Raw genomic sequence first — 19,499 nt, 5'->3', positions numbered from 1 at the left:
CCGCCACCCGCCGCACCCTGCTCAAAACAACCGCTGCCGCCGTTTTGTCCGCACTGGTACAATCCACTTTCGCCGCGCCGAATGGCATCGCTTCCTCACTAAACAGGAACAGGAGCAACCCCATGACCGCAACCCTGCATTACCAAAATGCCGACCTCTTTTACCAACTCGGCGGCAAAGCCGACGCGCCCGCCATCGTCCTGTTGCATGGCGGACTCGGCTCGGCGGAGGACTTCGCCCCGCTGCTGCCCCGCCTGCAAGCGCATTTCCGCACCCTCGCCATCGACACGCGCGGACACGGACGCTCCACGCGCGGCGACGTGCCGCTGACTTACGCCCAAACCGCCGACGACGCACGGCAGATTATCGAAGCCGTCGGGCTGCGCCAGTTTCACCTGTTCGGATTCAGCGACGGCGGCGTAACCGCCTACCGCATCGCCGCCGCCGATGCCCGTGTGCAATCCGTGCTGACCGTCGGCGCGCAATGGCACAGCCGCGACACCCCGCGCGAAATGATGGCAAGCCTCACCGTTGCCGACGTGCATGAGCAGATGTCCGAACAGGTCGCCGCCTACCAAAAACTTAATCCCCGCCCTGATTTGGACGCGCTGGTTGCCGACCTGCGCCGCCTGTGGACGGACGACACGGCGGCGGGATTCCCGAATGAAAACACCGCCAACATCAAAGCCCCCGTGCTGGCGGTGCGCGGCGAAGACGATTTCCTGCTCTCCGCCAAAGCCCTGAACGGCTTGCGCCAAGTCCTGCCCGCCGCGCATCTGATGAACGTGCCGTTTGCCGCGCACGAAGTGATAAAAGAGCAGCCCGATATTTTATGGGCGGCGATGAAAGTGTTTTACAAGCTGTAAGGCAGCCTGAAACCAAAGGCCGTCTGAAAAATCGGCCTGAAATCCGCCGCAGCCCCACTGCCGTCATTCCCGCGCAGGCGGGAATCCTGTCCGAAGCGCAACCCAAGCCGGATAAAACCGCCGAAACAGAAGCCGTAAAAAAGATTCCCGCCTGCGCGGGAATGACGGAACGGACAGGCCGTCTGAAAAACCGGTTTCTGCCGCTGGCGTAGGGTGTGTCGCCAAAGCGACGCACGCGCCCCCCGATTTCCGGCAAACAAAAAGGCTACCTGAAAAAGCAACATGAAAACCCGAAAGGCCGTCTGAAACCCGCAACCGCCGTCATTCCCGCGCAGGCGGGAATCCTGTCCGAAGCGCAACCCAAGCCGGATAAAACCGCCGAAACAGAAGCCGTAAAAAAGATTCCCGCCTGCGCGGGAATGACGGAACGGACAGGCCGTCTGAAAAACCGGTTTCTGCCGCTGGCGTAGGGTGTGTCGCCAAAGCGACGCACGCGCCCCCCGATTTCCGGCAAACAAAAAGGCTACCTGAAAAAGCAACATGAAAACCCGAAAGGCCGTCTGAAACCCGCAACCGCCGTCATTCCCGCGCAGGCGGGAATCCTGTCCGAAGCGCAACCCAAGCCGGATAAAACCGCCGAAACAGAAGCCGTAAAAAAGATTCCCGCCTGCGCGGGAATGACGGAACGGACAGGCCGTCTGAAAAACCGGTTTCCGCCGCTGGCGTAGGGTGTGTCGCCGAAGCGACGCACGCGTTCCTCGGTTTCCGGAAAACAAAAAGGCTGCCTGAAAAAGCAACATGAAAACCCGAAAGGCCGTCTGAAACCCAATCCCAAAGGTTTCAGATACGTAGGTTGGGTCGAGACCCAACAAAACCTTAACATCTTGAAAACCCTTGGGTTTGCAACCCGAGTTACAAAAAACCAAAGGCTGTCTGAAACCCAATCCGCAGACCGGGTTGGCCGGACAAGTCTTTGCAAACGTGAAAACTGTTGGGTTTGGCAACCCAACCTACCTATCTGTTTACCGGCAAAAGGCCGTCTGAAACCCAAAACTGCCGCCATCCCCGCCCGCACGGCAAACACGGCACAAAGCAAAAGGAAAACCATGAAAACCATCGGCATCATCGGCGGCATGAGTCCCGAAAGCACCGTTTTGTACTATCAGGCCATCAACCGCGAAACCAACCGCAGGCTCGGCGGCAACCGCAGCGCGGATATCGTGATGCACAGCCTTGATTTTGAAGAAATCGTCCGTTTGCAGAAAAGCGGCGACTGGGCGGCGGCAGGCCGCGTGCTGGCAAAGAGCGCGGCCAAACTCGAAACCGCAGGCGCGGATTTGCTGCTCTTGGCCACCAACACCATGCACAAAGTTGCCCCCGCCATCGAAGCCGCCGTCAAGATTCCGCTGCTGCACATCGTCGATGCCGCCGCCGACGCGGTCAAACGGCAGGGCCTGGACACCGTCGGCCTGCTCGGCACGCGCTTTACCATGAGCGACGGCTTCTACACCGGACGCATGGCCGCGCAAGGCGTGCAAACCATCGTGCCAAACAGCGCGGAGCAGGACGAAATCCACCGCATTATTTTTGAAGAACTGTGCCTGAACCGTATCCGGCCGGAATCGGCGGCGTATTTCCAAAATGCGATAGGCCGTCTGAAAGACGCGGGCGCACAGGGCGTGATACTCGGCTGCACCGAAATCTGCCTGATTGCGAACGAAGAAACCAGCCCGCTGCCCGTGTTTGACAGCACCGCCATCCACGCCCTTGCGGCAGTGGACGCGGCCTTGACACAGCCCGCATAGCGCAATTGCGGCGCGAAAAATAACAAAAGGCCGTCTGAAAAACCAATTTCCGATATTTGCGTAGGGTGTGCCGCCGGCGGCGCACGCGTTCCCCGATTTTCGACAAAAAAGCTGCATAATTTATACAGGATTCCAATCAGGAGGAGGCCATGAATCCAAAAGTACAAAATCTGCTGAATGACTGGCAAATTGCCAATCCTGCTTTGTATGAAATCGCCGACAGTGTGCGCACGACAATATTACAACTGGCAGATACAGTAGGCGAAGAAGTGAAATATGGCGGTATTTTGTTTGCCGCGCCCGAACCGTTTTGCGGCATTTTCGTTTATAAACAGCATGTAACTGTGGAATTTGGCCGTGGCGCCGAGATGGCAGACCCGCACGGTTTGTTGGAAGGAAAAGGCAAAGGCCGCCGCCATTTGAAATTACATACGCTTGAAGACGTAGAAAACAAGCATTTGACGGATTACCTGCAATTGGCGCAAAAAGCGGCAGAATAAAATGCCTGTCCGGCAGCTTGGTTTCTTGGATTGAGACGAACGCGCAAAAGAAGTGCCAAAAACACACCGATTGTCTTATAGCCCAACACCCGCCGCCAATCACACACCGCCACGGCTACCTGAAAACCCAAAAGGCCGTCTGAAAACATACCCAAAAAACAACACACCCCACGCACTCCGAGACACGCCATGAACAACACCGCCCCGCTTACCGACCCCTTCGACCGCCGTCTCAGCTACCTGCGCCTGTCCGTAACCGACCTGTGCAACTACCGCTGCAACTACTGCCTGCCCCACGGCTACCAAGGCAAAGCCAAGCCCGACGAAATGTCGTTGGCCGAAATCGAAACGCTGGCCAACACCTTTGCACAATGCGGCACGCGCAAAATCCGCGTAACCGGCGGCGAGCCCACCCTGCGCCGCGACCTGGCCGACATCATTGCCGCCTGCAAAGCCGCCCCGCACATCGAAAACGTCGCCCTCACCACCAACGCCTTCCGCCTCGGCAGAATCTTCCCCGCCTACCGCGCCGCCGGCCTCGACAAACTCAACGTCAGCATCGACAGCTTCAACCCCGACACCTTCTACCAAATCACCGGCAAGCGCGAATGCGAAAACATCCTGCGCGATCTCGAAGCCATCCTTGAGAGCGGGTTCGGCAGCATCAAAATCAACACCCTGCTGCTGCGCCGCTACGCCGAACAAACCCTGCCCGACGCACTCGCCTACATCAAAACCCGCCCCGTAACCCTGCGCTTCATCGAACTCATGCAAACCGGCGACAATCTCGGCTTTTTCAACAGCCAGCACCTTTCCGCCGCCCGCATCGAACGCAGCCTGCAACGCGAAGGCTGGCAGCTCCTCCCCCGCCAGCCCCACGCCGGCCCCGCCCGCGAATACTACCACCGCGACTTCGCCGGCAGCATCGGCTTCATCGCCCCATACAGCGAAGACTTCTGCAAAAGCTGCAACCGCCTGCGCGTTACCGCCCAAGGCAAAATGCACCTGTGCCTCTTCGGCGGCATCGCCTACGACCTCAGAGACTACCTGAAAGCCGCCGATGCAGACGGCCTGCGCCAATACCTGCACCAAACCGTCGCCCAAAAGCCCGAACACCACTACCTGCACGACAAAAAAGTCGGCCTCATTACCAACCTATCCATGACCGGAGGCTAAACCATGCACAAAGCCGCACCCGAATTCCGCCCCCTCAACATCCGCATCCTCACCGCCAGCGACACCCGCAAAGCCGCCGACGACAAAAGCGGCGACTATCTTGCCGCCGCCCTGCAAAGCGCAGGCCACATCCTGCAAGGCCGCCAAATCTGCCGCGACGAAAAATACGACATCCGCGCCGCCGCATCCGCCGCCATCGCCGACCCCGCCGTCGAAGTCCTGCTCATCACCGGCGGCACCGGCATGTTTGAGCGCGATATCACACCCGATGCGGTAGAAATCCTGTTCGACCGCACCATTCCCGGCTTCGGCGAAGTGTTCCGCGCCGTTTCCATGCAGGAAATCGGCCTTTCCACCATCCAGTCCCGCGCCGTTGCCGGCATCGCCAACCGCACCCTGATATTCTGCCTGCCCGGCTCGCCCGGCGCCTGCCGCACCGCCTGGGAACACGTCATCGCCCCCCAGCTCGACCCCCGCATCAACAGCTGCGGCTTCACCCGCGTGTTTAACGCGTGGGATAAATAGCGCAGGTTTCTCAGGCTGCTTTTCAGACGGCTTATCATGTCATCCGTGCAGTCAATAGGTCGGAAATGCCCTGCCTGCAACCAACACCGCCAAAGCCGTCTGAAAAAGGAAAACCATGAACGCATTGGAGCTGAAAATTCCGCCGCTTGCCGTGATGCTGCTGTGTGCCGTATTGATGTACGCTTTGGCGGCATGGCGGCCTGCCGACCTGCCCGCGATGCCGTGGCTGGCAGTGCTTGTTGCGGCGGCAGCTTTCGGAATAATGCTGGCAGGCGTTGCCGCATTCCACCGCCACCGCACCACCGCCAATCCGCATACGCCGGAACAAAGCCGTTTGGTGGTTTCAGACGGCATCTACCGCTTCAGCCGCAACCCGATGTATCTGGGTATGGTGCTGCTGCTGGCGGCATGGGCATTGCAGTTGGCACAGGCTGCCGCATGGGCAGGCGTTGCCGTTTTCGCCGCCTATATCACCCGCTTCCAAATCATCCCTGAAGAGCGCATCCTGTCCGTCCGGTTCGGCGAAGCCTACCGCGCATACTGTTGCCAAACGCGGCGTTGGCTGTAAGCATATGTTTAGAGTGGCAGCCTGAAACGATAAATACCGCCTGAAACGGTTTTCAGACTGCCTTACCGCCCCCAAAAAAAAGACAGCCTGAAAATATCCAACCAATATTAAAAAAGGCAGGCAGGTTGGGCAGAATCACAGAAATTGCCGATATTTCAAAAACTTGTTGGGTTCCGTCCCAAACTGCCTGCCTCATACACCATGCACGACACCAACCCGCTCCCGCTCCTGATTCTTTGCGGCGGACAAAGCAGCCGTATGGGCAGCCCCAAAGCCCTGTTACCGCTAAACGGCGGCACGCTGCTTGATTATTTGGCCGCACACACCGCCCCGAGCCGCCCCTTGTGGCTGGCCGACGGCGGCAACAGCCTGCCGCTGCCCGAACGCGCCGTGCGCCTGGCCGACGCGTTGCCCGAAAAACAAGGGCCGCTCTCTGCCGTATTGTCGGCATTACGGCAGGTGCGGCGGCAGGGTTTGGCGGGCGTGTATGTGATGACCTGCGACACGCTGATTGGGCCCGAAGCCATGATAGGCCGTCTGAACGCCGCCGCCGCGCCCGATTGCGAAACCGTATTGATGCTGCGCTCGCCCGAAACCGCCTATCCGCTTTTGGCCTACTGGCCGTCTTCACTTTCAGACGGCCTGGCCGCCTATCTCGATGGCGGCAGCCGCCGCGTGATGCGCTGGGTGGCGCAAATCCAAGCCCGCGACACCGCAATGCCCGCCGCGTGGCAGCCCTACGCCAATTTCAACACCCCCGCAGAATTCGCTGCCGCGCTGGCTGCATGGAGCGCGCAACAGGCCGTCTGAAACCTTTGCCAAACCTCCCTCTCCGTCATTCCCGCGCTGGCGGGAATCTTTGCCGTGATAAAGCGGCATACTGTTTTAAAATGATTTCAAAATATTAAAGAAGATTCCCGCCAGCGCGGGAATGACGGATTTCGGGCAGATTCGGCCTTTTGCAAAGGTTTCGGCTGGAAAGCCGTTTTCCTACCCCTGCCGTTTCCATGCGGCAGCCTGTCTGATGCAAGGAAATAATTTGAAAATATTCATGTTTCCAACATATCTGTCATTCCAGTCAGTATGGGAACGGCGGCGGCAGAGGCGGAAAAATTTTCCCCTTCCCTAAACCTTCCGCATGATTTACAAAAAACCGCATTCCCGCTAAGATTGCGCCCGTTTTCGCGAAATGGCGTTTGTGAAAATTTTTTTCAAACAATACAATTAATTACATAATAAAGGGCAATCCATGAAAACCAGTGCACGCAACCAGCTTGTCGGTACCGTCAAAACCATCAGGCACGGTGCTGTCAACGACGAAATCACTGTTGCCCTCTCCGGCGGGCAGGAACTCGCCGCCACCATTACCTGCGACAGCCGCGAATATCTCGAACTCAAAGAAGGCAAACCTGTTGTCGCCCTGATCAAATCCACCAGCGTCATCATCGCCACCGATGCCGCCCACATCAAGCTCTCCGCCCGCAACCGCCTCACCGGCACCATCAGCAACATCAGCCGGGGGGCGGTGTATTCGCTGGTGGAAATCGACTTGGGCGGAGGAGTGTCCATCATCGCCGGCATCACCATCGAAAGCTCCGACGGCCTCGACCTGCACGTCGGCCAAACCGCCACCGCCCTGTTCAAAGCAGGCAGCGTGATTTTGGGCGTACCTGCGTAATACCTTTCTGATACACAAAAAGCAGCCCGAAGGTTTGGCGTTATTGAAGCCCACTATTCGGGCTGCTTTTTTGTCTGTATAGGACAGGAGAAACAGGCCGTCTGAAAACTGTTTTACGGTTTTCAGACGGCCTGTTTCCTCTTCGGCGGGAGCGCGTGCGTCGCTGTGCGACACACCCTATTTGTTGTGCGGACGGCGGGATGGGTGTTTTTGTTTGTTTTTCAGACGGCCTGTGCCGTTAAGGTGGGTGTGTTGCTATGAGGCGAAGCATTTGTATAGCAGTTTGCAAAATAGAAAACGAGGCCGTCTGAAAATCTATTTTTCAGACGGCCTCTCGCCATTTGGCCGCGCCGTGTGCTTATTCCTGTGTTTCAAAAGCAGTGCGGAAGAAGAAAAAGTCGTTCGGTTTGACGATTTCGTGCGCATGGCCTTCGGCGAGGATGTTGAGGCGGAAAAAGGCCGTTTGAAAACACTCGTGCTCGAAGTCGTGCAGCTCGCCCACGGCTTCTGTGCGGACGTGGGGCGGCAGGCAGTCCGGCCGGCGCAGCATTTGCACCATGTAGCGGTAGAACGGATTGCGGTCGAGTTCTTCCTGATAGAAGTCTTTAAAGGCGGTGTAGGCGGCGGCGTGGTTGGATGCGGACATGGTATTCGTACGGAATAAAAAAGCAGATAAGGCGAGATTACGTTAAAAAAACGAAAATTTCCATATCTCCGTACAAAAAAAAGCGTTTCAGACGGCCTGCCGCTTCCGGAGGGCAGACTAGTATTTCACCGAATCGCCGCCGCTGTTTTTCTGGATAAACTCGATTTTGTAGCCGTCGGGGTCTTCGGCGAAGGCGATGACGGTGGTACCGTGCATCATCGGTCCGGCTTCGCGGACGACTTTGCCGCCTTTCTGTTTTACTTTGTCGCAGGCGGAGTACGCGTCATCTACTTCGATGGCGATGTGGCCGTAGGCATTGCCGAGGTCGTAGGCGGGGGTGTCCCAGTTGTGGGTCAGTTCGATCACGGTGTGGTCTGCTTCGCCGCCGTAGCCGACGAAGGCCAGGGTAAAGCGGCCTTCGGGGTAGTCTTTTTTGCGCAGCAGTGTCATGCCCAGTACGTTTTGGTAGAAATCCAGCGATTTTTCAAGATTGCCGACGCGCAGCATGGTGTGGAGGAGGCGCATGGTGTGTTCCTTAAATTATAGTGTTTGCGGGGGCGGTATTGTAAGGCAGGCTTGCGGCGGGATAAAGTTTTGCAAAGGGCAGGGCGCATCTTCTGTTCTTCCGGTCTCGGGCGTTTCGGCGGAAAACCGTTTGGCAGGCGGAAGATAGCGGTGCTTCGGGGAAAAACAGTTGCTAGTGTAAAGTGTTTCGGTTATAAGGCAGACAAATTTTAACGGTGTTGCCCGCCAATGCCGCGCGATATTGCATTCAAAACGTCCCCCGTAAAGGAGCATTCAAGATGATGATCGGCATCCCGAAAGAAACCCTCTCCGGCGAAACCCGCGTGTCCTGCACGCCCGCCACTGTGTCCCAGCTGAAAAAGCTCGGCTTTGAAGTATGCGTCGAGCAAGGTGCGGGCGAAGCGGCAAGTTTGGACGATGCTGCCTACGAGGCGGCTGGTGCGCAAACCGGCACGGCCGCCGATGTGTGGAAATGCCCGCTGGTTTACAAAGTAAACGCGCCAAACGGCAACGAAATGCGCCGCTTGAAAGAGGGGCAGACGCTGGTGAGCTTCTTATGGCCGGCGCAGAATCCCGAACTCGTGCAGAAGCTGGCCGATAAAAAAGTCAATGTGCTGGCAATGGATATGGTGCCGCGTATTTCGCGGGCGCAGTCGCTTGACGCGCTCTCTTCGATGGCCAATATCAGCGGCTACCGCGCCGTGATTGAAGCGGCCAATGCGTTCGGACGTTTTTTTACGGGGCAGATTACGGCTGCGGGCAAAGTGCCGCCGGCGCAGGTTTTGGTGATTGGCGCGGGCGTGGCCGGTTTGGCGGCCATCGGTACGGCCAATTCGCTGGGCGCAGTCGTGAAGGCGTTTGACACACGTTTGGAAGTGGCCGAACAAATCGAATCGATGGGCGGCAAATTTCTCAAGCTCGACTTTCCCCAAGAAGCGGGCGGCAGCGGCGACGGCTACGCCAAAGTGATGAGCGATGAGTTTATTGCTGCCGAAATGAAGCTGTTTGCCGAGCAGGCCAAAGAAGTGGACATCATCATAACCACCGCTGCGGTTCCCGGCAAACCCGCACCCAAGCTGATTACCAAAGAAATGGTTGCAAGCATGAAGCCCGGCTCTGTGATTGTGGATTTGGCCGCAGCCACTGGCGGCAATTGCGAGCTGACCAAACCCGGCGGGCTGTATGTTACCGACAACGGCGTGCAAATCATCGGCTACACCGATATGGCCAACCGTCTGGCGGGGCAGTCTTCCCAGCTTTATGCCACCAATCTGGCCAATCTGACCAAACTGCTCAGTCCGAACAAAGACGGTGAAATCACGCTGGATTTTGAAGATGCGGTTATCCGCAATATGACGGTAACGCGCGACGGCGAAATCACGTTTCCGCCTCCCGCCATCCAGGTTTCCGCTGCGCCGCAGCAGGCGCAGAGGCCGTCTGAAAACGCTGCCGCCAAGCCGGAAGCCAAGCCCGTGCCGGCATGGAAAAAACTCGCCCCCGCCGTGGTCGGCGCGGTGCTGGTGTTGTGGGTGGGTGCGGTTGCTCCCGCGGCGTTTCTCAACCACTTCATTGTGTTCGTGCTCTCCTGCGTCATCGGTTATTACGTTGTGTGGAATGTAAGCCATTCGCTGCACACGCCGCTGATGTCGGTAACCAACGCCATTTCGGGCATCATCGTGGTAGGTGCGCTTCTGCAAATCGGGCAGGGCAACGGTTTTGTGTCGCTGCTGGCGTTTGTTGCCGTGCTGATTGCTAGCGTGAACATTTTCGGCGGTTTCTTTGTAACCAGGCGTATGCTGAATATGTTTAGAAAAGGCTGATGCCGTCTGAAAAAAACGAAAGGCCGTCTGAAACGCTTTTTCAGACGGAATGACCACCAAACGAAAGATGACACATATGAATTTTCAAAACCTCCTTAACCAAGTACTCGGCGGCCTCAAACAAAGTGCGGGCGACAAAAAACTGCTGGCCAAAGTCGGCGGCGGTGCGGCGGCGGCCGGGCTGGCCTCCATGCTGCTGGGCAAGAAAACCCGCAAAACTTTGGTGCAGACCGGCACGTCTGCCGCTCTCGGTGCACTTGCTTACCATGCCTACCAAAGCTGGCAGCAGAACCGCGCGGGCGGCGGCAGCCAATCCGCATCCGCCCAAAGCCCGCAAGCCGTTCCCCTTCTGACGCAAAACGCTTTCGAACCGCAAGGCGCGCAGGCCGAGCAGACCGGGCAGCTTGTTCTCAAAACCATGATTGCAGCAGCAGCAGCCGACGGCAGCATCGATGAAGCCGAACGCGCCCTCATCACGCAGGAAGGCGGCAGCGACCCGGAAACGCAGCAATGGCTGCTGGCCGAAACCCGCAGCCCCGCCACTCCCGCCCAGCTTGCCGACCTTGCCGGCGGCGATACCGCAGCAGCAGCCGAAGCCTATCTGGCCGCCCGCATGGTTTGCGGCGAGCTTTCGCGCAGAGAAATCGTCTTCCTCTCGCAGCTGGCCGAAGCCTTCCGCCTCGATCCGCAGCTTGCCGAGCAGCTTGAAAGACAGGCCGGTTTCTGAACCGCAGAGGCAGCCAGTAAGGCCGTCTGAAAAATATAAAACCATTTTCAGACGGCCTCCGAGACCGAAAACGCGAAAATAACAACGAGGCATAATGAAATACATCCACACCACCGGCGACACCCTCGAATACCTCAAAAAGCAGGCCAAGAAACAGCAGGCCAAGCACGGCGGGCAGATGGCTGCGCTGCTCGGCACTGCGGCCAAAGAGGCCGGTTACCAAAACTGGTCGCACGCCCAGGCCTGCCACGCTGCGGGCGAACGCTACGGCCGCACCCCGCTTACCGAAGAGTGTTATACGCTTGCGGAACACGTCCGACGCGGCGAAGACTACGTTACCGCCACCGGTTTCGAGACCGCCGAACCCTCCGCCTTCCTGTTGTTTTCCACCGATTTGGGCGACGGCTGGCTGTATGACGTGTTTACCCGTCAGGCTCTGTGCCTGATCCGCCGCAACCGCGAATGCCCTGTCGTTCCCATCCGCTACGAAGGGAAACGCTTTATCATCGAATGGGACGGCGAAACCGACCAAACCACCCCCATCCCCAGCCTGATGCCCGCCACCGAAGCCGCCCGCGCCAAACTCGGTGCGGCCTACATCTTCCCTGAATATGTCGGCCTGATGCTTGACGACTTGGGCAGGCAGGCCGAACGCCAGGCACGCGCGTTCCACAGCGGCACAGAGGCAGACGGAGCGGGGCAGGGCGCAGAGGCCGTCTGAAAACCGGCAAAACTTTTCTCGGGCGGTCGCGCAGCGAAAAGGCCGTCTGAAATCCCGATTTTTTTACCAAACCAACCACAGGAGACCGAAAAATGTCCCAAGGCTTTGTAACGGCAGCGTATATTGTTGCCGCCATCCTGTTTATCTTCTCGCTGGCGGGGCTTTCCAAGCAGGAAACCGCCAGACAGGGCTGCTATTTCGGCATTACCGGCATGGCGGTTGCGCTGTTTGTAACGGTGTTTGCCGAAAATACGCAGGCAATCGGCTGGATCATTCTTGCCATGCTGGCCGGCGGCATCATCGGCATCTACAAGGCAAAAAAAGTGGAAATGACCGAAATGCCCGAGCTGATTGCGCTGCTGCACAGCTTTGTCGGCCTGGCTGCTGTTTTGGTGGGTTTCAACAGCTTTATCGAGCCGGGTAATGTGCCGTCTGAAATGCATACCATACACTTGGTCGAAGTGTTTTTGGGCGTGTTTATCGGGGCGGTAACGTTTACCGGATCGATTGTGGCTTTCGGCAAGCTCAACGGCAAAATCAGCAGCGCCCCGCTGCAACTGCCGCACAAACACAAATTGAATCTGGCTTCGCTTGCCGTATCGTTTCTGCTGATGCTGGTTTTTGTATCGGTTGACGGAAGCTGGTTTGCCCTGATGCTGATGACGCTGGTTGCGCTGGCTTTCGGCTGGCATTTGGTCGCCTCCATCGGCGGCGCGGATATGCCGGTGGTAGTGTCCATGCTCAACTCCTATTCCGGTTGGGCGGCGGCGGCGGCGGGCTTTATGCTCTCCAATGATTTGCTGATTGTTACCGGTGCGCTGGTCGGCAGCAGCGGTGCGATTTTGTCTTACATCATGTGCAAGGCGATGAACCGCTCGTTTATTTCGGTAATTGCCGGCGGCTTCGGCACGGACGGCAGCACAGCCGCTGCGGACGGCGGCGAAATCGGCGAATACCGCGAGGCTTCGCCCGCGCAAGTGGCCGAAATGCTCAAAGAAGCGCACAGCGTCATCATCACCCCGGGCTACGGCATGGCGGTGGCGCAGGCGCAATATCCTGTAGCCGAAATTACCGAACTGCTGCGTAAAAACGGCACCGAAGTGCGCTTCGGCATCCACCCCGTCGCCGGCCGTCTGCCCGGCCACATGAACGTACTGCTTGCCGAGGCGAAAGTACCCTACGACATCGTGCTGGAAATGGACGAAATCAACGGCGATTTCCCGGAAACCGACGTGGTGCTGGTTATCGGTGCGAACGACACGGTCAACCCAGCCGCGCAAACCGATCCGAACAGCCCGATTGCCGGTATGCCGGTGTTGGAAGTGTGGAAAGCCAAAGAAGTGGTGGTGTTCAAACGTTCGATGAACACCGGCTATGCGGGTGTGCAGAATCCGCTGTTTTTCAATGAAAACAGCGTTATGTGCTTCGGCGATGCGAAAAAGACGGTAGATGAAATTCTGGCCGAACTCAAAAAATAAGGCCGTCTGAAAAACAGGTGCGGCAATACTGTTTTTCTATCGGATTCGTGTTGTTCCGGCAGGCAGCGGGTGGAAAGTTTCCCGCTGCCTGCTGCGATGTTTCTGTGTTTTCCGGTTTTCCAATCTGTTATGAACACCCTTCTTATCGTCCGTCCTCCCGGGCAGGCCGCTGCCGATATGCGTATTTGCGCCGATGCAGGATGGCGGGGTGTGGCCGCCAGCCCGTTCTCCATCGAAAGCGATTCCGCCGCATTGGCCGCGCTGCCGCAGCATTTTCAGACGGCCTGTGCCGTGTTTTGGGTCAGCCCGTCCGCCGTTGCCGCCGCCGCGCCATATCTGGATTTTTCAGACGGCCGCAAAGCGCAGATTACCGTGGGGCAGGGCAGCAGGCAGGCCTTGCAGGCGTATTGCCCGCATCCCGTGTTGTCGCCCGACAGCGGCAACGACAGCGAAGCGGTGCTGCGGATGGCGGTATGGAACACCCTGCCGCGCGGGGCGGACATTCTGATTGTGCGCGGACACGGCGGGCGCGAATTTCTGGCGGACGCGCTGCGGCAGCACGGTTTTGCCGTACACGCCGCCGAAGTGTATTTCAGACGGCCGCAAAGCATAGACTGGCAGGCTGTGGCCGCCGCCAGGCCAGATGCGGCATGGATTGCCTCCGCCGAAGCGGTGCGCGGCCTGTTCGCCCAGGCCGGGCCGGCGTTTACGCAAATGCTGCAATCCTTGCTATACTTCACAAATCATCAGCGCGTGGCCGATGCCTTGTATGCGGCGGGCGCGAAACGGGTGGCAGTAGTAGGAAAACTTGCCGCCGACCTCTTACAACGTTACACGGAGCAGAGCCGATGAGCGGACAAGAAACCGATAAAGCCGTAGAAAACGGCAACGAACCCAGCGAAAAACCGATTCCCGCCGTTTCAGACGGCCTGAACACAGACAGGCCGTCTGAAAACGTGTCTGCGTCGGAAAAAGAAAGTACGAAAGCTGCCGCACCCTCCGAGCCGAAAGCCGCCGAAACACAGGCCGCGCCGGCACCAGTCATTATCAGCCAGTCGGGCGGGAAAGGCCTTGCCGCCGGTGCGCTGGTGCTTTCGCTTTTGGCTTTGGGTACGGGCGGATTCTTGTTCGTACAGGGACAAAACGTGTTGAAAACGCAGGAAATGGCGTTTAACCAGAAAATCGACCAAGCCGCAGTGGGCGAGAGCGAAAATGCGAGAATATTGCAGGAGACAGGCCGCCGCCAAAACGAGCTGGCCGCCGCCCTGATGCAGCTTTCCGAAGGCCAGCGAGCAAACAAACAGCAGATCGACAACGCCGCCGAGGCCTACCGCGAACTGCTGCGCAGCCGCTCCGACTGGCTGGTGGACGAAACCGAAGCCACGCTGAATATGGCTTCGCAGCAGCTACTGCTTTCGGGCAACGTGCCGGTGGCCGTTACTGTTTTGGAAAACATCGAAGGCCGTCTGAACCGCTTCGAGCAGGCCGACCTGCTGCCCATCAAGCAGGCGGTAAGCAGCGATTTGGCCGCATTGAAAAACCGCCCGTATCTCGATGTTACCGGCACTTCTCTGCGTTTGGACAGGTTGGAAACCGCCGTAGCCGGTATGCCGCTGGTGCTGGAAAGCACCTTGCAGCCCGGTGCGGAAGAAACCGGGCCGCAGGATGATCCGAACGCCTCGTGGTGGCAGCGTTCATGGAGCAAAACCGTCCGCGGGCTGGGTTCGCTGGTGGAAGTGCGCAAACTCGACAACAGCGATGCCATGCTGCTTGCGCCCGAACAGGCGTATTTCGTGCGCGAAAACCTGCGTCTGCGTCTGATTGATGCCCGCACCGCCCTGATGCAGCACAACAGCGAAGTGTATTTGAGCGATCTGAATGCGGCCGAAGCGGCGGTGCGGCGGTATTTCGATACCGGCTCGCCAGCAACACAGGCCTGGCTCAAAGAATTGTCCGAACTCAAATCGCTGGATATGCGCCTGGTTTCCAACGACGCACTGAAAGCCAGCCTCGCCGCCGTGCGCCAATATCAGGATACCGTGCGCGGTACGCAAACCGTTACGCTGCCCGACGCGAAACCGGCCGTATCCGCCGAAGCCCCTGCTTCCGCACCGGCACAGGCATCGGCTCCGGTTGTGATGCCGTCTGAAACCGCAGCTTCCGTGCCCGCCGTTCAAACCCCGCCCGCAGCGGAGGAACAGGCTGCGTCTGCGGCAAAAACACAAGACGCACCCAAAGCACAGCAAACTGAACAGGCCAAAGAGCCGGAAGCGGCCAAATCCGGTGAAACGAAAGCCAAAGCTGCCGAGAGCGGCAAGGCGGACGGCAAGCCTGCCGAACGCAAAGCCTCCGAGCCGGCCAAGGCGAAAGGCGGTGCGGCATGAAGGCACTGGTTTGGATACTGATTCTGTTCGCCGCAGCCGTCGGTCTGTCCGTTGCCTCCACCATGTTCAGCGGCAACGTTTATTTTCAGATTGGTGCCACGCTGGCGCGGGTGGATTTGAAGCTGTTTGTTCCCGCACTGATTCTGGTCGTCGTCCTTTTCTATATATTGGTGCAGTTTTTCGGCGGACTGGCGGGCATTCCTGCCCGTTTGCAACGCTTCGGCACCGCCCGCAGAAGCCGCAAAGCCGGCAGCAGCCTCAATGCGGCCGGTCTGGCCTATTTTGAAGGCCGCTACCAAAAAGCCGAGCAGGAAGCGGCGAAAGTGTTGAAAAACAAAGAGGCAGGCGAAATCCGCGCTCTTGCCCTGATGATTGCCGCCCACGCTGCCGACCGTATGAACGATGCCGGGCTGCGCGGCCGCTATTTGGAAGAAATCTCCGAACTGCCTGCCGAACGCCAGCTTTCCCGCTATCTGCTGCTGGCCGAAGACGCGCTCAACCGCCGCGATTATCCCGCTGCCGAGGCCAACCTCGATGCCGCCGCGAAAATCAGCCCGCGCCTGACCCGCCTGCTGCGTTTGCAGTTGCGCTATGCTTTCGACCACGGCGATACGGAAGCCGTTCTCGACAAAACCGCCGAACTGGAAAAACAGCATGCGGCCAACGAAAACGAAGCCGCACAATACCGCGACTGGGCCTACCGCCGCCTGTTGGCCGGAGCAACGGATTCAGACGGCCTCAAACGTGTTTTGAAACGGATTCCCGACACGCTGAAATCAGGTGTGCTTTGTGCGGCCGTGGCCGAAAAATACGAAAATCTCGGCTTGTATGAAGCTGCCGCCGCATGGGTAGGGAAATACTATCCGCAAAACGGACAGGCAGCCCTGCTGCCGCCTTTCGTACAAAGCGTAGTCTATCTTGACGACAAAGCGCAGCGGAAAGCCGTAGATGCTGCAGAAGGCTGGCTGCAAGAACGTCCGAAAGATGCCGACCTACTCGTCAGCCTCGGCCTTTTGGCCTACGGCAAGCAGCTTTGGGGCAAAGCACAGGGTTATCTGGAAGCAGGGATTGCCGAACGCGACACACCGCAGGCACGTCTTGCGCTGGCCAAAGTGTTCGACCAAACCGGCAATGCCGCCGGTGCGGAAAACCAGCGTTTGCAGGCTTTGGCTTTGGCGCATCAGGATACGGACGCATAACGGCGTACAAAAAACACAGCAGGCCGTCTGAAAAGTCGAACGTTTTTTCAGACGGCCTTTGATATTGCGGGGCGATTTGCACTTTCTTACACAGTTTTGACAAAACCGAACGCTTGCCCTAATATCGCGTCCCGGCATTTTTTATTTTACACAACACAAAAGATTGGAGCTGCTTCATGCAAACTACCGAATGGGTGTTCAACGGTTACTACACCCTGATCGCCGCCACCATCGTTCTGCTGTTCGGCAAACTGATGGTGAAAAAAATCAAATTTCTGCGTGATTTCAACATTCCCGAGCCTGTAGCCGGCGGCCTCTTGGCCGCTTTGGTATTGACCGTCCTGCACATGGTATTCCATGTCAGCTTCCAGTTCGACAAATCGCTGCAAACCGCATTCATGCTGGTTTTCTTCACTTCCATCGGTTTGAGTGCCGACTTTTCCCGACTCAAAGCCGGCGGTATGCCGCTGATAGTGTTTACCGTGGTGGTGGGCGCATTTATTCTGGTACAAAACACCGTCGGGGTCGGACTGGCCTCCATGATGGGCATAGATCCGCTGATTGGTCTGATTGCCGGCTCGATTACGCTGACCGGCGGACACGGTACGGCCGGTGCGTGGGGCAGCATTTTTGAAAAAGAATACGGCTTTGTCGGCGCGACCGCGCTCGGTATGGCCGCAGCCACCTTCGGCCTGGTATCCGGCGGCATTATCGGCGGCCCGGTTGCCCGCCGCCTTATCAACAAAATGGGACGCAAGCCGCTGAGTGAAGAAGAGCAGGAAAAAATCAGCGTGAATATGTCCGATGACGACCCCGATAAAAGCACAGACGATGTATTCGAACATGCCGAACAAACCCGTCTGATTACCGCCAATTCCGCCATCGAAACTCTGGCCATGTTCGCCGCCTGTCTGGCCGTATCCGCCATCATGTACGACGTATTCCGTCCGTATATGGTCAGTGCCCTCACGCCGTTTACAGAAGGTGCAAACGGCGCAGTTGCCCGTATTGGTACACGCGTCTTGCTGGCGATTGTCGGTATGCCGCAGTTTGTATGGGCATTGTTTGCCGGTGTCATCCTGCGCAACGTGCTGACGTTGGGCTTTAAAATGAATATGTTCGACCGTGCCGTCGACGTATTCGGCAACGCATCGCTGTCGTTGTTTCTCGCCATTGCCCTGCTCGACTTGAAACTGTGGCAGCTTGCCGGCTTGGCCGGCCCGATGGTGGTCATTCTCGCCGTACAAACCGTCGTTATGATTCTCTACGCAACCTATGTTACTTACGTACTGATGGGACGCGACTACGACGCATCTGTGCTTGCGGCAGGACACTGCGGTTTCGGTCTCGGCGCAACGCCTACGGCGGTGGCCAATATGCAGTCTATTACCCAAAGTTTCGGCTCTTCGCACAAAGCCTTCCTGATTGTGCCGATGGTAGGCGCGTTCTTCGTGGACATTATCAATGCTCTGATTCTGTCCGGCTTCGTCGATTTCCTGAAACAGTAAACTGTAAACCCTAAGCAAAAGCACCCGCAGCGGCTTAACCTGTGCGGGTGCTTTTGCTATGATGGCGCGTCTTTTTCAGACGGCCTCCCTGTTTCATCTTTGTTTAAAATATCAAAACAGGCCGTCTGCAACCAATATCCGACACAGTCTGCAAAGGAATCCCATGACCGCCAAACGTTTTTCCGTCCTTAGTGCTGCCGCCATCGTTTGTTTTTTGGCTGCCTGCGGCAAAAAGGAAGATCCCAAACCGGCCGAACTCTCCTGTGCCGATCCGGCAGTTTTGCAAAATATTCAAAACAGCCTGCAACAAGCCGTTAAAAGGCAGGCCAGAACCTTTGCGGATAACGACATCCGCCAGTTTGTCGATGCCGACAAAGTGATTGCGGCCTCCTCCGATCTTACCGTCCTCCTTAACAACCCCCGGCAGGACAACAGCAGCACCAAACCTTATTGTCAGGCCGAATTGACGGTTACCGTTCCGCAATCAACGCTTAAAACCGCCCAAACCAACGCGCCTTTGATTTACGGTGACAAGCCTCTCGACAAAGTCATCTCCGAACGCATTCTCGGCAGCAGCCTGAGTTACAACAACAACGGTACATTCTCCCAAGCTCTGAAATACACGCCGGTGAAAAGCGAAAACGGCGGTTTTGAGATCCAATACTCCGAAAACGGCCTCGATGCAGCCGCCAACGCCCTGTCCGGAACACTGCTGCCGTACGGCGTAAAAAGCCTGCTGCTCATCGGGGGCAAAGCCGTTTCCATCGAAGATGCGCTGAAACAGGCAAAAAACGGCGGTCAAATCGAAATTATTGAAGAAGCTGCTTCCGTTCCGGAAGAAAACACAGCTTCGTCCGCAGCGCAGAACAATAATGCTCCCGCCCCCAATCTTGCTCCTTTGCCGCGTGAGGAAGAGCCGCCCAAATCTTCTGTATCCGAAACGGAACTTGATTCCGTCAGAAACGACCAACAGGCCTCCGAACGCGAAATCAACTCCGTCTGGCGCAGTCTTGATCCCACCGTACAACAGGGTCTGCAAGACGAGCAGCGCGAATGGATAGGCCGTAAAACAGCTGCCTGCCGCCGTGCTGCCTCCAAAGCAGAGGATTCAGCACGTGCCGAATACCTGCGTCTGCAATGTGATGCACAGCAAACCCGTGAGCGGATCGGTTATTTGCGCGGATTCGGAGAGGCGGAATAAGAGCAGTCAGTTTATCTTAACTATTTGAAAAATAAGGTAAGTTATGCTAAAAATAACAAAACCGCCAACTTATTCTGGAATTTAGCGGTTTTGTTATTTCTGTATGAATCTGTAATCTATCAAACGGCAATATTTTTTCTTTTCCCAAACGGTATCGTCAATCACAATATTG

22 protein-coding genes are annotated in these 19,499 nt (G+C 57.3%); 20 read left to right on the top strand and 2 right to left on the bottom strand.

The features are described from left to right. The first annotated feature begins 122 nt into the window (after positions 1-122). The 11 genes from DYE40_RS10330 to DYE40_RS10280 all read left to right on the top strand — a co-directional run bounded on the left by DYE40_RS10330 (position 123) and on the right by DYE40_RS10280 (position 7,118). Positions 123-866, top strand: coding sequence for an alpha/beta fold hydrolase (locus tag DYE40_RS10330; protein ID WP_172461273.1), 744 nt, complete (start codon positions 123-125; stop codon positions 864-866). Beyond that, positions 833-1,078: a hypothetical protein gene (locus tag DYE40_RS10325; RefSeq protein ID WP_115309025.1), complete on the top strand. Its 246-nt coding sequence runs from the start codon at positions 833-835 to the stop codon at positions 1,076-1,078. The genes DYE40_RS10330 and DYE40_RS10325 overlap by 34 nt, the downstream gene beginning before the upstream one ends. Before the next feature lie 3 nt (positions 1,079-1,081). After that, entirely contained in the window at positions 1,082-1,336 is a 255-nt protein-coding gene (locus DYE40_RS10320; protein WP_115309024.1) for a hypothetical protein, read from the top strand. Between the two features lie 3 nt (positions 1,337-1,339). Next, a complete protein-coding gene (locus tag DYE40_RS10315) occupies positions 1,340-1,594 on the top strand; it encodes a hypothetical protein (protein ID WP_115309023.1) in 255 nt (84 codons plus the stop codon). A 378-nt stretch (positions 1,595-1,972) separates the two neighbouring features. Continuing rightward, positions 1,973-2,671, top strand: a complete 699-nt coding sequence (locus tag DYE40_RS10310; RefSeq protein WP_115309279.1) for an aspartate/glutamate racemase family protein — start codon at positions 1,973-1,975, stop codon at positions 2,669-2,671. A 149-nt stretch (positions 2,672-2,820) separates the two neighbouring features. Next, a complete protein-coding gene (locus DYE40_RS10305) occupies positions 2,821-3,171 on the top strand; it encodes a DUF1801 domain-containing protein (protein WP_115309022.1) in 351 nt (116 codons plus the stop codon). A gap of 189 nt (positions 3,172-3,360) precedes the next feature. Continuing rightward, a complete protein-coding gene (gene moaA / locus DYE40_RS10300; RefSeq protein ID WP_115309021.1) occupies positions 3,361-4,347 on the top strand; it encodes a GTP 3',8-cyclase MoaA in 987 nt (328 codons plus the stop codon). 3 nt (positions 4,348-4,350) lie between these two features. Continuing rightward, a complete protein-coding gene (moaB, locus tag DYE40_RS10295; RefSeq protein ID WP_115309020.1) occupies positions 4,351-4,872 on the top strand; it encodes a molybdenum cofactor biosynthesis protein B in 522 nt (173 codons plus the stop codon). A 115-nt stretch (positions 4,873-4,987) separates the two neighbouring features. After that, positions 4,988-5,440 carry a methyltransferase family protein gene (locus DYE40_RS10290; protein ID WP_115309019.1) on the top strand — a complete coding sequence of 151 codons (453 nt, stop codon included), beginning with the start codon at positions 4,988-4,990 and terminating at the stop codon, positions 5,438-5,440. Between the two features lie 201 nt (positions 5,441-5,641). Beyond that, a complete protein-coding gene (gene mobA / locus DYE40_RS10285; RefSeq protein ID WP_115309018.1) occupies positions 5,642-6,250 on the top strand; it encodes a molybdenum cofactor guanylyltransferase in 609 nt (202 codons plus the stop codon). Between the two features lie 439 nt (positions 6,251-6,689). Continuing rightward, positions 6,690-7,118 (top strand): TOBE domain-containing protein, encoded by a 429-nt coding sequence (locus tag DYE40_RS10280; protein WP_115309017.1) that lies wholly within the window; start codon positions 6,690-6,692, stop codon positions 7,116-7,118. A 358-nt stretch (positions 7,119-7,476) separates the two neighbouring features. On the opposite strand, the gene DYE40_RS10275 is transcribed toward DYE40_RS10280, so the two are convergent. Continuing rightward, positions 7,477-7,764: a hypothetical protein gene (locus DYE40_RS10275; RefSeq protein WP_115309016.1), complete on the bottom strand. Its 288-nt coding sequence runs from the start codon at positions 7,762-7,764 to the stop codon at positions 7,477-7,479. A gap of 117 nt (positions 7,765-7,881) precedes the next feature. Further along, positions 7,882-8,289, bottom strand: coding sequence for a lactoylglutathione lyase (gloA, locus tag DYE40_RS10270; protein ID WP_115309015.1), 408 nt, complete (start codon positions 8,287-8,289; stop codon positions 7,882-7,884). Between the two features lie 278 nt (positions 8,290-8,567). On the opposite strand from gloA, the gene DYE40_RS10265 reads away from it, so the two are divergent. From DYE40_RS10265 to DYE40_RS10225, 9 genes are all read left to right on the top strand, one after another. After that, positions 8,568-10,109 carry a Re/Si-specific NAD(P)(+) transhydrogenase subunit alpha gene (locus DYE40_RS10265; protein WP_115309014.1) on the top strand — a complete coding sequence of 514 codons (1,542 nt, stop codon included), beginning with the start codon at positions 8,568-8,570 and terminating at the stop codon, positions 10,107-10,109. Positions 10,110-10,185: 76 nt separating this feature from the next. Beyond that, positions 10,186-10,836, top strand: a complete 651-nt coding sequence (locus DYE40_RS10260; protein WP_115309013.1) for a tellurite resistance TerB family protein — start codon at positions 10,186-10,188, stop codon at positions 10,834-10,836. 94 nt (positions 10,837-10,930) lie between these two features. Next, complete coding sequence (locus tag DYE40_RS10255) at positions 10,931-11,557, top strand: hypothetical protein (RefSeq protein WP_115309012.1); 627 nt, start codon at positions 10,931-10,933, stop codon at positions 11,555-11,557. A gap of 92 nt (positions 11,558-11,649) precedes the next feature. Beyond that, the gene (gene pntB / locus DYE40_RS10250; RefSeq protein ID WP_115309011.1) at positions 11,650-13,035 is read left to right on the top strand and encodes a Re/Si-specific NAD(P)(+) transhydrogenase subunit beta; all 1,386 of its coding nucleotides are present in this window, start codon (positions 11,650-11,652) and stop codon (positions 13,033-13,035) included. Positions 13,036-13,164: 129 nt separating this feature from the next. After that, complete coding sequence (locus DYE40_RS10245; protein WP_115309010.1) at positions 13,165-13,887, top strand: uroporphyrinogen-III synthase; 723 nt, start codon at positions 13,165-13,167, stop codon at positions 13,885-13,887. Next, entirely contained in the window at positions 13,884-15,419 is a 1,536-nt protein-coding gene (locus tag DYE40_RS10240) for a uroporphyrinogen-III C-methyltransferase (RefSeq protein ID WP_115309009.1), read from the top strand. Before DYE40_RS10245 ends, DYE40_RS10240 begins: the two co-directional genes overlap by 4 nt. After that, complete coding sequence (locus tag DYE40_RS10235; RefSeq protein WP_115309008.1) at positions 15,416-16,618, top strand: heme biosynthesis HemY N-terminal domain-containing protein; 1,203 nt, start codon at positions 15,416-15,418, stop codon at positions 16,616-16,618. Before DYE40_RS10240 ends, DYE40_RS10235 begins: the two co-directional genes overlap by 4 nt. A gap of 176 nt (positions 16,619-16,794) precedes the next feature. Further along, on the top strand, positions 16,795-18,126 hold the full coding sequence (locus DYE40_RS10230; protein WP_115309007.1) for a sodium/glutamate symporter: 1,332 nt from the start codon (positions 16,795-16,797) through the stop codon (positions 18,124-18,126). 163 nt (positions 18,127-18,289) lie between these two features. After that, positions 18,290-19,327 carry a lysozyme inhibitor LprI family protein gene (locus DYE40_RS10225; RefSeq protein WP_115309006.1) on the top strand — a complete coding sequence of 346 codons (1,038 nt, stop codon included), beginning with the start codon at positions 18,290-18,292 and terminating at the stop codon, positions 19,325-19,327. Positions 19,328-19,499: the final 172 nt, after the last annotated feature.

This window comes from Kingella potus, from assembly GCF_900451175.1.
Classification (GTDB): domain Bacteria; phylum Pseudomonadota; class Gammaproteobacteria; order Burkholderiales; family Neisseriaceae; genus Neisseria; species Neisseria potus.
The sequence above is the reverse complement of the archived record's forward strand: the minus strand, read 5'-3'. Positions and strand labels throughout refer to the sequence as shown.

Bases quoted from the DNA above. Each gene is read 5' to 3' on its own strand.
- DYE40_RS10330 (WP_172461273.1), top strand. From the start codon at position 123: ATGACCGCAACCCTGCATTACCAAAATGCCGACCTCTTTTACCAACTC.
- DYE40_RS10325 (WP_115309025.1), top strand. From the start codon at position 833: ATGGGCGGCGATGAAAGTGTTTTACAAGCTGTAAGGCAGCCTGAAACC.
- DYE40_RS10310 (WP_115309279.1), top strand. From the start codon at position 1,973: ATGAAAACCATCGGCATCATCGGCGGCATGAGTCCCGAAAGCACCGTT.
- DYE40_RS10305 (WP_115309022.1), top strand. From the start codon at position 2,821: ATGAATCCAAAAGTACAAAATCTGCTGAATGACTGGCAAATTGCCAAT.
- moaA (WP_115309021.1), top strand. From the start codon at position 3,361: ATGAACAACACCGCCCCGCTTACCGACCCCTTCGACCGCCGTCTCAGC.
- moaB (WP_115309020.1), top strand. From the start codon at position 4,351: ATGCACAAAGCCGCACCCGAATTCCGCCCCCTCAACATCCGCATCCTC.
- DYE40_RS10290 (WP_115309019.1), top strand. From the start codon at position 4,988: ATGAACGCATTGGAGCTGAAAATTCCGCCGCTTGCCGTGATGCTGCTG.
- mobA (WP_115309018.1), top strand. From the start codon at position 5,642: ATGCACGACACCAACCCGCTCCCGCTCCTGATTCTTTGCGGCGGACAA.
- DYE40_RS10280 (WP_115309017.1), top strand. From the start codon at position 6,690: ATGAAAACCAGTGCACGCAACCAGCTTGTCGGTACCGTCAAAACCATC.
- DYE40_RS10275 (WP_115309016.1), bottom strand. From the start codon at position 7,764: ATGTCCGCATCCAACCACGCCGCCGCCTACACCGCCTTTAAAGACTTC.
- gloA (WP_115309015.1), bottom strand. From the start codon at position 8,289: ATGCGCCTCCTCCACACCATGCTGCGCGTCGGCAATCTTGAAAAATCG.
- DYE40_RS10265 (WP_115309014.1), top strand. From the start codon at position 8,568: ATGATGATCGGCATCCCGAAAGAAACCCTCTCCGGCGAAACCCGCGTG.
- DYE40_RS10260 (WP_115309013.1), top strand. From the start codon at position 10,186: ATGAATTTTCAAAACCTCCTTAACCAAGTACTCGGCGGCCTCAAACAA.
- DYE40_RS10255 (WP_115309012.1), top strand. From the start codon at position 10,931: ATGAAATACATCCACACCACCGGCGACACCCTCGAATACCTCAAAAAG.
- pntB (WP_115309011.1), top strand. From the start codon at position 11,650: ATGTCCCAAGGCTTTGTAACGGCAGCGTATATTGTTGCCGCCATCCTG.
- DYE40_RS10245 (WP_115309010.1), top strand. From the start codon at position 13,165: ATGAACACCCTTCTTATCGTCCGTCCTCCCGGGCAGGCCGCTGCCGAT.
- DYE40_RS10240 (WP_115309009.1), top strand. From the start codon at position 13,884: ATGAGCGGACAAGAAACCGATAAAGCCGTAGAAAACGGCAACGAACCC.
- DYE40_RS10235 (WP_115309008.1), top strand. From the start codon at position 15,416: ATGAAGGCACTGGTTTGGATACTGATTCTGTTCGCCGCAGCCGTCGGT.
- DYE40_RS10230 (WP_115309007.1), top strand. From the start codon at position 16,795: ATGCAAACTACCGAATGGGTGTTCAACGGTTACTACACCCTGATCGCC.
- DYE40_RS10225 (WP_115309006.1), top strand. From the start codon at position 18,290: ATGACCGCCAAACGTTTTTCCGTCCTTAGTGCTGCCGCCATCGTTTGT.